The organism is Sinorhizobium sp. GQ132 (assembly GCF_059758575.1).
Genome location: NZ_JCAXDX010000001.1, coordinates 610,417 through 623,945 on the forward strand (window position 1 = coordinate 610,417; position 13,529 = coordinate 623,945).

General features: G+C 64.4%; 7 protein-coding genes. 4 read left to right on the forward strand and 3 right to left on the reverse strand.

Annotated features, from left to right (window positions below; all coding sequences use genetic code 11):
• Positions 1-13: 13 nt before the first annotated feature.
• Complete coding sequence (locus tag AC6CIG_RS02800; protein WP_498322238.1) at positions 14-1,774, reverse strand: substrate-binding domain-containing protein; 1,761 nt, start codon at positions 1,772-1,774, stop codon at positions 14-16.
• 232 nt (positions 1,775-2,006) lie between these two features.
• On the opposite strand from AC6CIG_RS02800, the gene AC6CIG_RS02805 reads away from it, so the two are divergent.
• Complete coding sequence (locus AC6CIG_RS02805) at positions 2,007-5,387, forward strand: hybrid sensor histidine kinase/response regulator (protein WP_498322239.1); 3,381 nt, start codon at positions 2,007-2,009, stop codon at positions 5,385-5,387.
• A complete protein-coding gene (locus AC6CIG_RS02810) occupies positions 5,374-6,303 on the forward strand; it encodes a response regulator (protein ID WP_498322241.1) in 930 nt (309 codons plus the stop codon). The genes AC6CIG_RS02805 and AC6CIG_RS02810 overlap by 14 nt, the downstream gene beginning before the upstream one ends.
• A 138-nt stretch (positions 6,304-6,441) precedes the next feature.
• On the opposite strand, the gene AC6CIG_RS02815 is transcribed toward AC6CIG_RS02810, so the two are convergent.
• Positions 6,442-7,767, reverse strand: a complete 1,326-nt coding sequence (locus AC6CIG_RS02815; protein WP_498322430.1) for a dicarboxylate/amino acid:cation symporter — start codon at positions 7,765-7,767, stop codon at positions 6,442-6,444.
• 230 nt (positions 7,768-7,997) lie between these two features.
• Between AC6CIG_RS02815 and AC6CIG_RS02820 the strand changes: the two genes are divergently transcribed.
• A complete protein-coding gene (locus AC6CIG_RS02820; RefSeq protein ID WP_498322243.1) occupies positions 7,998-9,863 on the forward strand; it encodes a sensor histidine kinase in 1,866 nt (621 codons plus the stop codon).
• Between the two features lie 3 nt (positions 9,864-9,866).
• The gene (gene dctD / locus AC6CIG_RS02825; protein WP_498322244.1) at positions 9,867-11,237 is read left to right on the forward strand and encodes a C4-dicarboxylate transport transcriptional regulatory protein DctD; all 1,371 of its coding nucleotides are present in this window, start codon (positions 9,867-9,869) and stop codon (positions 11,235-11,237) included.
• 113 nt (positions 11,238-11,350) lie between these two features.
• Here dctD and AC6CIG_RS02830 read toward each other — a convergent pair whose 3' ends face one another.
• A complete protein-coding gene (locus tag AC6CIG_RS02830) occupies positions 11,351-13,393 on the reverse strand; it encodes an aq_1923 C-terminal domain (RefSeq protein WP_498322245.1) in 2,043 nt (680 codons plus the stop codon).
• Positions 13,394-13,529: the final 136 nt, after the last annotated feature.

Below are 13,529 nucleotides of genomic sequence, written 5' to 3' on the forward strand. Positions count from 1 at the left end.
CGATATGTCTGTTTCAGGAATGACTTCGGTAGTTTGCGCCCGTCTCGAAGCTCGGCTCGGGAAGCGCTTCCCCGGCGATCAGCACGTCGACGCCCGCCGAGCGGAAACGCTGACGGTCCTCGGGCAGAGCACCATCGTCGGTGAGCACCGAGCGGATCTGGGAAATTCCGGCGATGCGATGATTGGCGTCGGAACCGAGCGCGACGCTGTCGACGAGGACGATGGTGGTCTGCGCCGCATCGATGAACCGCTGAGCCGCAAGGGCGCGCCGCTCGTCAAGCGAGGAAAGGCCGAAGCCGGATGTAGCCCCGTCCACAGCGACGAAGGCGAGATGCGGGCGGACCCGCTCGAATATCGCCCCGAGACTCGGCCCTACCAGGCAGCGGTCGGCCTTCTGGTATTCCCCGGCCGTCAGGATCACCTTGATCCCGGAGGTGTCCTCCAGCACATGCAGCACGTCGAAGGAATTGGTCAGCACTGTAACGCCCTGCAGACGTTCCGGCTTGTTTGCCGCGAGGCTTCGAAGTTCTTCGGCCAGAAGGACGTTTGCCTGCCCCTCGTTGAGCGCAGCCACCAATCCGGGCCGGAAAAGCTGAACCGCGCTTTGGGCAATCTCTCGCCGCAGCCTGGCGATCTCGGCCGAGATGCCATGATGCGGCGGCGAAATGACGAGCGTAGCCCCGTAAACGAGGCAACGGGTCTGCATGGCGCTCGCCATGCTCCTGTACCAGTCATGCGCGGGATAGTGCGGCAGGAACCCGATCCGCCGCGACCGCAGAAGGTTCGCCTTGAAGCCGAGCCGACCGCTGCTAAGCCGTTCGAGCACCTCCTCCTTGAGGTGCCAGCCTTGCGGACCGTTCTCGAAATAGTCGTCGAGCGTTTCGGGCGTGATGATGGCGTGCGGCGTGATGGTGTCGGACAAGGATTGCCCTAACACCCCCAGTACGGCCATATCGATGCCCAGGCGCCCGACCACCTCCGGAAACAGAGCGCCCACGGCGCGAAGGGGGCCGTTCTCGGCAAGGCGCGCCATGAAGCCGGCGCTCTCGCCGCCCATGGAATAGACCGCGACCCGTCTGTCCAGGCGCTCCGCCGCCTCGATTCCCGCAATGGCCGCATGATCATTGACGGCGAAGACGAGGTTGATCGCGTCGTTCGCGACGAAGGCGTCATGGGCGACACGAAGGCCGACCCTGTAGCTGCCCTGGCCATTGACCCGATAGACGGTCGCCGGTTTGACGCCCGCTTCGGCAAGACCTGCCTCGAAGCCCGCCACGCGCTCGCGGGTATTGGGCAACTCGGCGACACCGATCACAAGCATCGTGACGGGACTGCCGCCCACCTCCGACGACGCCAGTCGTCCCAGTTCCACGCCGGCAGTGAAGTTGTCGGGACCCAGGTAGACCCCGTCCGGCTGGGCCGCACTCTCGGCGATGAAAGGTATTCCGCGGCGAATGATTTCCCGCCGGAGCGCGTCGCTTCCCCGACCGGAAATCGGTGGCAGAATGACGGCATCAAGCGAGTCGAGATCGGATGCGAGCGGGCTTGCCTCCGCCCCGGGCAGCGAGCCCTTCGAGCGCACGATCGCCTCGTCGGAGAGCACTGCTCCCCCGTGGCGACGCCGGACGGCCCCAAGTTCATCCAGTTGAGCGAGGTCCCGCCGGAGCGTCACGGCCGCGACGCCCGGCATGCAGCGGCGCAACTCTTCCACACTCACAACGCCCTGTCGGCGGAGTATCGAAAGAATCCTCGCATGTCGCTGTTCTTTGATCATTTGATCTCCTCTGGCTGGCAGGATTGCCCATTCGCTTGGTCCGCCTCAAGGGAACGCAGAGCAAATCCGTTTAAAGAAAGAGAGCATTCGATACGAAACGATCAAAACTGATCAAGCGCCCCCGATAGAGCGCCGACGTTTTCCGCAATGCAGCAATTTCCCGGGGCGCTCGTCCGTGTTACGACATGGGCGGCTGGCGCATTCGGCCGGCATTGCGAGATGACGAGGGACCATGGCGGCACGCCAGCGCATCATTCCCGTTCGGCGAGAATATAACCGCTGGGTCGCCAACCAGACGCTCGAAGACTATGCGCTGCGCTTCACCGCCAAGAGCGCGCGGCGCTTCTCCTCGGCGCGCATTTCGCAGACGGCGATCGGCGCCATCTCCTTCCTGGCGCTGGAAGCCATCGGCGGTGCCATTACCATGTCCTACGGCACGACCAACGCCATCGTCGCGATCCTCGTCGCGAGCCTGATGATCCTTCTCGTCGGCTTGCCGATCAGCCGCTATGCCATTCGTCACGGCGTCGACATCGACCTTCTCACGCGCGGCGCGAGCTTCGGCTATATCGGCTCGACGATCACCTCGCTGATCTATGCGAGCTTCACCTTCATCCTCTTCGCGATCGAAGCCTCGATCATGTCCGGGGCGCTGGAGCTTGCGCTCGGCATACCGCTCTGGATCGGCTACATCGTCAGCGCCGTCATGGTGATCCCGCTGGTTACCCATGGCGTGAAGCTGATCAGCCGGTTCCAGCTCGTCACGCAGCCCTTCTGGATCGTCCTGAACATTCTTCCCTTCGTCTTCATCGCGTTTGCGGACTGGGAGAAGGTCGGCCTGTGGCTCGCCTATGCGGGCATCCATCACACATCGGGTCCCCCCGGCACGCTCGCGCCGTTCCATCTCGTCGAATTCGGCGCTGCCTCGGCGGTCATCTTCGCTCTGACGGCGCAGATCGGCGAGCAGGTGGACTTCCTGCGCTTCCTGCCGCCTGACGGCGAGCGCAAGCTCCGCCACCGCATCGCCGTCTTTCTTGCCGGCTCCGGCTGGGTGATCGTCGGCGCGCCGAAGCTGCTGGCCGGCTCCTTTCTCGTCGTCCTGGCGCTCAGCACCGGCGTTCCCTCGACCAGGGCCGCCGACCCGGCGCAGATGTATTACACGGCCTTCGGCTACATCTTCCCATCGGACACGGCCGCGCTCCTGCTGATGGCAGCCTTCGTCGTCGTCTCGCAGCTCAAGATCAACGTGATGAACGCCTATGCGGGCTCGCTCGCCTGGTCGAACTTCTTCTCGCGGCTCACCCACAGCCATCCGGGCCGCGTCATCTGGCTGGTCTTCAACGTGGCGATCGCGCTCCTCCTGATGGAGCTCGGCATCTATCGTCTGCTGGAGGAAACGCTCGGTATCTTTTCGATCGTCGCCATGGCCTGGCTCTCGACGATCTCGGCCGATCTCTTCGTCAACAAGCCGCTCGGTCTCGCCCCGCCCGGAATCGAGTTCAAACGCGCCCATCTCTACGACATCAATCCCGTCGGTCTCGGCACCATGGGCGTGTCGACGCTCTTCGCCCTCGTCGCGCATTTCGGCGCGGCGGGCGAAATCGCCGCCTCGCTCGCACCCTATATCGCGCTCGTCACGGCTTTCGTCGTCTCGCCGCTGATCGCCTGGTGGACGGAGGGGAAATTCTATCTCGCCCGCAAGCCGCGCAAGAGCTGGCTCCGCGAAAACGAGATCACTTGCTCGATCTGCGAGCACCCGTTCGAACCGGAGGACATGGCCTGGTGCCCGGCCTATGCGGCGCCGATCTGCTCGCTCTGCTGTTCGCTCGACAGCCGCTGCCACGACATGTGCAAGCCGAAGGCGCGTCTGAAGGCGCAGGTCGCCACCGTGGCCAAGGCGGTCCTGCCCGAAACGGTCGTCGCAAAGCTCGCGACAAGGCTCGGCCGTTACGCGATTTCGGCGGTGATCTCTATTACCGGCATCGGCGTGATCCTGGCGATGATCGCTCACCAGACCACGGCCGCCTCTCCCGAGATCGCCGACGTCGTCCAGCGGACCATCGCCATCGTCTTTTTCGTCTTCGCCATCCTTGCCGGCGTCGTGTCCTGGTTCTACGTGCTTGCCCATGACAGCCGGGTCGTTGCGGAAGAGGAATCCTCCCGGCAGAACACGGCTCTTCTGAAGGAGATCGCCGCCCACAAGAAGACGGACGCGGCGCTGCAGGACGCGAAGGAAAGGGCGGAGTCGGCCAATCGCGCGAAGAGCCGCTATGTCGTGGGCCTGAGCCACGAACTGCGCACGCCGCTCAATGCGGTGCTCGGCTACGCCCAGATCCTCGAGCGCGACGAGACGATACCGCCGCCGCGGCAGGGCGCGATCAAGGCGATCAGGCGCAGCGCCGACCATCTCTCCGGACTGATCGACGGCCTCCTCGACATTTCCAAGATCGAAGCCGGCAAGCTGCAGGTCTATTCCAACGAGATCAACATTCAGGACTTTTTGGACCAGATCGTCGACATGTTCCGCCCGCAGGCGCAGGCCAAGGGCATCGCCTTCGAGCACAACCGCGCAGCCTCGCTGCCGCAATATGTGCGGACCGACGACAAGCGCCTGCGGCAAATCCTCGTCAACCTGCTCTCCAATGCCCTGAAGTTCACGGAACGGGGGCATATCCGCTTCGACGTCGCCTATCGCAGCCAGGTTGCAAGTTTCACCATCGAGGATAGCGGCCGCGGCATCGGCGAGAAGGACCTGCCCAGGATCTTCGAGCCCTTTCAGCGCGGCGAGGCGGAATATCGCATGCCGGGCCTCGGCCTCGGCCTGACCATCACGCGCCTGCTCACCCAGACGCTCGGCGGCGAAATCTCCGTCACCAGCGAGAAGGACAAGGGCACGGCCTTCAAGGTCCGGCTGATGCTCTCTGCCGTCGACCGGCCCGCCGCGCTCAAGGACCCGGTCCGCAGGATCAAGTCCTATCGAGGACCACGTCGGACGATCGTCGTCGTCGACGACAATGCGGACCACCGCGACCTGATGGGCGAGCTGCTCGCGCCACTCGGTTTCACCGTTCTTGCGGCGGCGAGCGGGGCGGCCTGCCTGGCGCTCGTCGAACATACGAAACCGGACCTGTTCCTGATCGACATCTCCATGCCCGGCATGAGCGGCTGGGATCTGGTGATGCGTCTGAGGGAAGGCGGCCAGAGCGCGCCGGCGATCATGCTTTCGGCCAATATCGGCGACGGCTCGGCCGCCGGCGCCATCGGCCACAACGATGCGCTTGCCAAGCCCTTCGGCCTGCGCCAGCTCACCGACAAGCTCGCGATCCACCTGAAACTCGAATGGATCTACGACGACGGCCCGCAGGAAACGTCCGGCACCGGCATGACCCCTGCGGTGGCGAGCCCCGGCCATCATCATTTGAAGGAATTGATCGAGCTCGGCGAAATCGGGTACGTGAGGGGCATCGAAGCAAAATTGACGGAGATCGCCCTGAACCCGGACAACCGAGCCTTCGCCGAGACGGCGCGCGCCTATGTCGGGGCATTCGACCTCGCGGGCTATGACGCCTTCCTCAAACGCCTGCTCGCCGGGGAGGCGAATGCCCGTGCCTGAGGCAGCGAACGTGCGAGATATCGTACTTCTCGTCGACGATTCACCGGAGGCGCTTGGCTTTTTGACCGAAGCGCTGGAACAGTCCGGCTTTTCCGTATTGATCGCGACCTCCGGCAACGCGGCGCTCAACATCGCCGACCGCATCACGCCGGACATCATCCTGCTCGATGCGGTCATGCCCGGCATGGACGGTTTCGACACCTGCACCCGGCTGAAGTCGAATGCTTCCGTCGCCCAGGTGCCCGTGGTCTTCATGACCGGCCTCACCGAGACGGAGCATGTGGTGCGGGCGCTCGAAGCCGGCGGCGTCGATTACCTGACCAAGCCGATCAATATCGACGAGCTGCGCGCCCGCATCCGCGTCCATCTCTCCAATGCGCGCTCCGCCCAGAGCGCCCGCGTCGCACTGGACGCGGCGGGGCGGCATCTGCTGGCGGTGCGGGGCGATGGAACGGTCCGCTGGTCGACGCCGCAGGCGACCCGTCTCGTCAACGCGGCCACCGGCAGCGACGACGGTCTTGCCTTCGTCGCCGGGCGCATTGCCGAGTGGATGCGGGAGCGGGAAACCAGTCCCGGCGAAAGGCAAGGGACCTTCACCCTGCAGCGCGGCAGCCAGACTGGCCTGCAGATCTCCTATCTCGGCGCGGTCGGCGCCAATGAATACCTCTTCCGGCTGACGGCCGAGAACGGCTTGAGCGACGACGAAACGCTGCGCCAGCACTTCCGGCTCACCCAGCGGGAGTCCGAGGTGCTGCTGTGGATCGCCAAAGGGAAATCCAACCGCGACATCGGCGAAATCCTGGGCTTGAGCGCGCGCACCGTCACCAAGCATCTCGAACAGATCTATGTGAAGCTCGGCGTCGAAAACCGGGCCTCGGCGGCAGTGAAGGCGACGCAGGTGCTGCACGGGATCTGATCGGCCCGTGCGGCGGGGGACCGTCCCGAAAAGTCCCGAGAGGATTGCGGAGCCGCACGCCATCGCAAAAAGAGCGCGGCCCGGAGAACCGGACCGCGCCGACCGCACCGGCGTGCGGTCTCGCCTTGAGAGGCTAGCTTATTCGGCGGGCTGGACGAGCGCCGGGATGGCCTCGGCAGACGCCTCGCCGCCGAGAGCTGCGGAAAGCTGCGCCTGGTCGAGCTCGCCTTCCCACTTCGCCACCACGATCGTCGCAACCGCGTTGCCGACGAAATTGGTCAGGGCGCGGCATTCCGACATGAATCGGTCGATGCCGAGGATCAGCGCCATGCCGGCGACCGGCACGGAGGGAACGACCGAGAGCGTTGCGGCAAGCGTGATGAAGCCGGCGCCCGTAATGCCGGCCGCACCCTTCGAGCTCAGCATCGCGACGAGGAGCAGCAGGATCTGGTCGCCGTATGAGAGCGGCGTATCGGTCGCCTGGGCGATGAACAGGGCCGCAAGCGTCATGTAGATGTTGGTGCCGTCCAGGTTGAAGGAATAGCCGGTCGGAATGACCAGACCCACGACAGAGCGCTTGCAGCCGGCCTTCTCCATCTTGTTCATGAGGCCCGGAAGCGCCGCCTCCGAGGAAGACGTCCCGAGCACCAGCAGCAGCTCCTCCTTGATGTAGCGGATGAGCGAGAGGATCGAGAAGCCGTTATAGCGTGCGACCGCGCCGAGCACGATGAAGACGAAGAGAAACGACGTCAGATAGAAGGTGCCGATCAGCATGGCGAGATTGGCGATCGAGGCGATGCCGTACTTGCCGATGGTGAAGGCCATGGCGCCGAAGGCGCCGATCGGGGCGGCCTTCATGAGGATCGAAACGAGCCGGAAGATCGGAAGCGTCAGCGCCTGCAGGAAATCGACGACGGGCTCGGCTTTCTTGCCGACGATCGCCAGCGAAATACCGAAGAGCACCGAGATGAACAGGACCTGCAGGATGTCGCCCTCGGCGAAGGCGCCGACGAGCGTCGTCGGGATGATGTTCATCAGGAAGCCGGTGATCGACTGCTCGTGTGCCTTCTCGGCATAGGTCGCGACCGCCTTGGCGTCCAGCGAGGCCGGATCGATATGCATTCCCGCGCCTGGCTGAACCACGTTTGCGACGACGAGGCCGACGAGAAGGGCAAGGGTGGAGAAGGCGAGAAAGTAGATCATCGCCTTGCCGGCCACGCGGCCGACCTTGGCGAGATCGGTCATGCCGGCAATGCCTGTCGCGACCGTCAGGAAGATCACCGGCGCGATGATCATCTTCACGAGCCTGATGAAGGCGTCGCCGAGCGGTTTGAGCTCCGTGCCGATGTCCGGATAGAAATGCCCGAGCAGGATGCCTGCGGCGATCGCCGCCAGCACCTGGACATAGAGATGGCGGTAAAGAGGTGTCTTGCCGCGGACCTCCGCGGAATGTTCGATGATCATGATGTCCTCCACGTGGCAGGCCCAGTCCGGCAACATGCCGGGCCTCCCGGGCCGCTTTCCGAAGATCGACAGCAATGGCTGCCTTGTGGAGCTGGTGAGCAACATGCGTGCCAGTTTGCCGCGGAGGCCGATGCGATTGAATTCATGAGATTTTTGGGAGCGTCGCACGCTTGCTGTTCGTGGATATGTGCGGATTTCCGCACAGACACGCTGGCGCGCTGAGCGAAATCATGCACAATGCTCGCATGGCCAAACTTCCTGCAGATGCGAGCGATCCGCGTGCGCTTCGCAGCCGGGCCCGACGGTCCTGGCTGGTTTTCGCGGCAGTCGCGCTCGTCCTTCTGGCGGCCGGCCTTCTTCTTGCGCGAGACTACGGCCGGTCGCAGGCGCTCGCCGGCCTTGCCGGCCAGAGCCGGATCGACGCCAGCCTGAAAGCCTCGCTTCTTCGGGCAGTCGTGGAACGGCAGCGCGCCCTGCCGCTTGTCCTCGCCGACGACGCAGCCATTCGTGGCGCATTGATTTCGCCGGACAGGCAGTCGCTCGACCGTATCAACCGCAAGCTCGAGGCCTTGGCGACAAGTGCCGAAGCCGCGGTCATCTATCTGATCGACCGGAGCGGCGTGGCCGTCGCGGCCAGCAATTGGCAGGAGCCGACGAGCTTCGTCGGTAACGACTATGCCTTCCGCGATTATTTTCGGCTCGCCGTGCGCGACGGCATGGCCGAACACTTCGCCTTGGGCACGGTCAGCAAGCGGCCCGGGCTTTATATTTCCCGGCGCGTCGACGGGCCCCGCGGTCCGCTGGGGGTGATCGTCGCCAAGCTCGAATTCGACGGGGTCGAGGCGGATTGGCAGGTCTCCGGCAAGCCGGCCTATGTCACCGACCGGCGCGGCATCGTCCTCATCACCAGCCTGCCCTCCTGGCGCTTCATGACGACGAAGCCGATCCCCGAAGACCGGCTCGCACCCATCCGCGAAAGCCTGCAGTTCGGCGATGCACCGCTGCTGCCGCTGCCTTTCCGGAAGATCGAAGCGCGGCCCGATGGCTCCTCCACGCTGGACGCCCTGCTGCCGGGCGACTCCAACGCAACCTTCCTGCGCGTGGAAACCATGGTGCCGTCGACGAACTGGCGGCTCGAGCAGTTGTCGCCGCTGAAGGCGCCGCTTGCGGCGGGTGCGCGGGAAGCGCAGCTCCTCACCCTTGCCACGCTCGTACCGCTTCTCGCACTTGCCGCATTGCTCCTGCGCCGTCGCCAGGTCGTCGCCATGCGCAGCGCCGAGGAGCGGCTGGCCCGCAATGCGCTTGAGGCGAGCGTCGAGGAGCGGACGCGCGACCTGCGCATGGCGCGCGACCGTCTCGAATCCGAGATCGCCGACCACCGGCAGACCACCGAGAAGCTCCAGGCCGTGCAGCAGGACCTCGTCCAGGCGAACCGACTGGCGATCCTCGGCCAGGTCGCGGCCGGGGTTGCCCATGAGATCAACCAGCCGGTCGCCACCATCCGCGCCTATGCCGATAATGCCCGCACCTTTCTCGACCGTGGCCAGAGCTCCACCGCCGCCGAGAACATGGAAAGCATTGCCGAACTTACCGATCGGGTCGGCGCCATCACCGACGAACTGCGCCGCTTCGCCCGCAAGGGCCATTTCGCCGCCGGGCCGACCGCGATGAAGGAGGTCGTCGAGGGTGCGCTCATGCTGCTCCGAAGCCGTTTTGCCGGACGGATGGACGCAATACGCATCGATCTGCCGCCCGATGACCTCCAGGCACTCGGCAACCGCATCCGGCTGGAGCAGGTCTTGATCAACCTTCTGCAGAATGCGCTGGAAGCGATCGGCGACAGCGAGAACGGCGCGATCCGAGTGCGCTGCGAGGACGTGGCCGGCGGTATCGCGCTGACCGTCGCCGACAATGGCCCGGGGATTGCGGCCGATGTCCGCGAAGAGCTGTTCACGCCGTTCAACACTTCGAAGGAAGACGGGTTGGGCCTCGGTCTCGCGATCTCCAAGGAGATCGTCTCCGACTATGGCGGCACGATCGAGGTCGAGAGCGGTCCCTCCGGAACGATATTTACCGTCAATCTCAAGAAGGCCTGAGCGATGAGCGCCGCCCCATCCGTGTTCCTGATCGATGACGACCGCGATCTGCGCAAGGCGATGCAGCAGACGCTCGAGCTTGCGGGCTTCACCGTCTCGTCCTTTGCCAGCGCGACGGAGGCGCTCTCCGAACTTTCCGCCGACTTCGCGGGCGTCGTCATCAGCGATATCCGCATGCCGGGCATGGACGGGCTCGCCCTTTTCCGCAAGGTTCTGGCGCTCGATCCGGACCTGCCGATGATCCTTGTCACAGGACACGGCGACATACCGATGGCGGTGCAGGCGATCCAGGACGGCGCCTATGACTTCATCGCCAAGCCGTTTGCCGCCGACCGTCTTGTCCAGAGCGCCCGGCGCGCAGAGGAGAAACGGCGGCTCGTCATGGAGAACCGGGCGCTGCGCCGCGCGGCCGAAGCCGCCTCCGAAGGACTGCCGCTGATCGGCCAGACGCCGGCCATGGAGCGGCTTCGCCAGACCTTGAAACACATCGCCGACACCGATGTCGATGTGCTGGTCGCCGGCGAGACGGGCAGCGGCAAGGAGGTGGTCGCCACGCTGCTGCACCAATGGAGCCGACGCAGGACCGGCAACTTCGTCGCACTGAATTGCGGCGCTCTGCCGGAAACGGTCATCGAAAGCGAGCTCTTCGGCCACGAGCCCGGCGCCTTTACCGGCGCCGTCAAGAAGCGGGTCGGCAGGATCGAGCATGCGAACGGCGGCACCCTCTTCCTCGACGAGATCGAGGCGATGCCGCCGGCAACCCAGGTGAAGATGCTGCGCGTGCTGCAAGGACGCGAGATCACCCCGCTCGGCACCAACCTGACCCGTCCCGTCGACATCCGCGTCGTCGCCGCAGCCAAGGTCGACCTCGGCGATCCGGCCGCGCGCGGCGATTTCCGCGAAGATCTCTATTACCGGCTGAATGTCGTGACGCTCTCGATCCCGCCCTTGCGCGAACGGCGCGACGACATCCCACTCCTCTTCTCCCATTTCCTGGCCCGCGCCTCGGAACGCTTCGGCCGCGACGTGCCCGCGATCTCGGCTGCCATGCGCGCCTACCTGGCCACGCATTCCTGGCCGGGCAATGTGCGCGAGCTTTCGCACTTCGCCGAACGGGTCGCGCTGGGGGTGGAGGGAAACCTGGGAGCCCCGGCCGCAACGCCCGCCTCAAGCAGAGCAACCCTGCCGGAAAGATTGGAACGCTACGAGGCCGATATCCTCAAGCAGGCTCTCACGGCGCACCGCGGCGACGTCAAGGAGACCCTCCAAGCCCTCGGAATCCCCCGCAAGACTTTTTACGACAAGCTGCAGCGCCATGGGATCAATCGGGCGGATTTTATCGACCGTGCAGGCGCGAAGAGTGGCGACGCGTAGGTGGACAGTTTTGCCCACGCTCTAACCCTTCCCCGTTCAACCTGCGTTGAACCAGGGAGTAGACTTAGGCGGCGCTTGGAGCCCTCTTCGCCCCGCTTGCGGTGAGAAGGCCGCTATTCCGCCGTCGCCTCGAAGTCGACCCTGTCGAGAAGCAGAAGCGGATTTTGCGAAGCAACCGCGAATTCGAGCGCACCTATGCCGCTGGCGGATTTGGCCTTGGCCGTCAGCGTGAATGTCCCCGGTTTCGCGATGAACCGCGAAACTGCATCCATCACGTTCCGCAGCCGAGGCTCCTGCGCGGCAAATTGCTGCAGCATCACCGACGCCGTCATTTCCAGCATACCGCGTGCCTGATCCTCCGTCATGCCGTTTTGTTCGGCATAGACCTGTATCCCTTTGGCGGTGAAGCCCTTGTCCTCGATCTTCAGGCTTGCTTCCCGCGCGGTGAGGCCGAACAACGCCGCCTGCGCCTTGGCCGCGTCGCCCGAAAAGAAGTCGCCGCTCACGCCTCCCAGAAGGCCGGAGAGGGAAAAGCGGCCGATATCCTTTCCGCTCGTGGAAATATCCTTGATGACCAGAGTCTCGTTCGCTTCGTCCCAGGCGGCTTCGAGGTTGGAGGAGAGGACCAATTCGTTGAAGCCCAGCTTGCGAAGCTTGGCGAGAGTCTCGTCCTGCGTATGCTCCGGGATTTGAAGGGCGAAGTCCTGGTATCCGGCGCGGACGTCAGTCGGAATGCCGTTTCGCGGTTTCGCGAGCGCCAGCTCGTATCCCTTCATCGTGAAGCGGATGCGTTGCGGCCGATCGCCCTCTCCAGCATCCGGAGTGTCGTTGTATTCGTCCCAGTCTTCCACGCCGGTGCTCGAGTCAGGCAGATCGGCATCGATTCCCGCCACGCGGAACGTTCCGAACTCCGGCAGCAGCGTCGTGAAAGGGAAGTTCTCATGCTGCCCATCCTGCAGAGCGACGAACTTCTTCAGCGCTTCCACGCTGGGATCCCAGGAAAAGCCCGAAATGCTTGCTTCGGAGACTTTGACGTAGTCCGCGCCCTCCGCCATCGAGAAGCCATTCACCGACGCGTCAAGCTTCCGGCCATCCAGCTCGAGCGCGAGGCGATCCACCGCAAGCCTGATCCTCTCGCCCTCTTCACCATCCTTGTCCGGCGCGTCGATCTTCAGACCCAGCATTTCCATGTCGGCCTTCCTCGTCAAATCGGCGACCGACAGAATCCGGGCGAAATAGTCTTGACGCTCCGCCACGGGCAGATCCTCGGGCGACGAGACCGAGTTGAGCTTCTCTAGAGTCTCGCGAAGCGGCTCGTCCAGCATCCGCATGCTTACGCCGCTGCTGCGAACCTCGTCATAGCCGAAGCTCGCCTCGCCATCCGAGAAGGCTATATCCTTGATCGAGAATGGCCCATAGACAGGCCTTGCCTGCTCGTCGCCCGGCCCGGCTTTTTCAGTATAGATGCGGGCCAGATAGGCGGCATCGACGTCCTGCCCCGTCATGGCTCCGAGGGAGCCCGTCAGCCGCCTCTTCTCGCCGCCCTCTCCATCGGAGGCGCCTATGCCGGCTTCGAAGCTCGCACCACTCGCCGAATAGCGCGCGATGCGGCCATCCACGATACCTTCCGAGACCACGTTCTTGTAGACCAGCTTCTGCTCGCTACCGGCAACCGTCTGCGTGATGATCACCTCAGGGGCGGCGACGCTCTTTGCCGTAAAAAGCGCCAACTGTTTCGGCAGCGAAAGATCGCTTCCCGCGCCGAACATTTGCGCCAGCGTGTCGCGACCGAACTCCGCCTGCTCGACGATCACCTTCGGCACGGCGATCTTGCCCGGGCGCATATCGAGGTCCACGCCGCTGACCTCGAGCATGCCGTCCAGGAACAGGATCCTGGGCCGCCCGTCGATCGCGGCGACGCGAAGTTCGGATCCTTCCTTCAGCGGCAGCGTCAGGTCGCGCAGGTGAATGCGCCCGAAGAAGTCCGCTTCGACCGTGCCCACTCTGCCGCCCCGTTCGGCGATCAGCCTGCTCACGCTCTTTTCGACAGCGATCTTGTAACCGGTCGCGCCTGCGGCCGCGATTGCGATGACCGCAACAGCCGCCCAAAGCGCCTTGCGTCCCCTTTTCATGGTCCCCGTCTCCGCCTGCCCCAAGACCTTCACCCCTTTTCGCTATGCGCATCATGGCGCTTCAGACTCGGACGGTAAGTAGATTTAGAACTTTGCATTTGCAAGCATGGCGCGAGCCCTGCGCACGGGATTTAGCCGGTGCAAAAACCATCTTGACGCC